Here is an 805-nt window from a genome sequence, read left to right as displayed (position 1 = left end):
ACCGGGGCCAGCCCGCTCTGCCAGAGGTGATGGGCGAGCTCGCTCAGCCAGATGTCGTCGATGCCGCTGGCCGCCACCGGGGTGAGATCGAGGATGACCGGCATGCCGTCGAAGAAGGCCGGGGCCTCGGCGATGCGCGCCTCCAGGTCCGCAAGGAAGTGCTCCAGATCCGCGTCCAGCAGACGCAGGATGGTCAACGTCAGCATCCGGCCCTTGAGTTCGAATGCCGGCTCGCCCGCCGCGGTACTCGCCTGTGAGGTCATGCATCTCCCCGAGAGAACGTGTGCCCGACCCCGGAACGCCATGCGCCACGCCGTCCGACGCCCCGGGCGACAGGCCCGCCGGTGCCGCGGGGCGCGGCCCGGAAACCGCTGCCGCCCGCTGACACCCCGGACCCGCGCCCGTTTCGGCGAGCCGCGGCCGCGCCATCGCGCGTGCCGGTCTCGTCCAGGGGCCGGACGGCGTGGCGCACCATGTCACGGGGACGCCTGCCGGTGTCTTATTGCCCGCCTTTATATCGTGCAGCCCCGGGGCGATCAATAGCCGCATCACCACGGCGCGACCGGCGTCGCCACAGGCCCTGCCGGCGGGACTGTCGCAGCCGCCCGACACCCGTCGACAGACGGTGGTCCAGGCCCGATGACGCACTCGGCCGCGTAACGTTTCCGGGCACGCTCACCACCGCCGCGGCACTATCGGGTGATACGGCGCTCCCCTACACTGGCCCAATGTCCGACGAGAAGAACAATCCGCCCCTGTCCCGCCGCCTCGCCCTGCTCACCCTGCTCTGGCTCACGGGACTCTA

1 pseudogene is annotated in these 805 nt (G+C 71.2%); it reads right to left on the bottom strand.

The features are described 5' to 3' along the window. Window positions 1-263, bottom strand: a pseudogene (locus G7A99_RS22240) (septum site-determining protein MinC); the annotation flags it as partial. Between the last annotated feature and the right edge of the window lie 542 nt (window positions 264-805).

The sequence above is a fragment of the Arhodomonas sp. KWT genome, assembly GCF_010993615.1.
The sequence above is the reverse complement of the archived record's forward strand: the minus strand, read 5'-3'. Positions and strand labels throughout refer to the sequence as shown.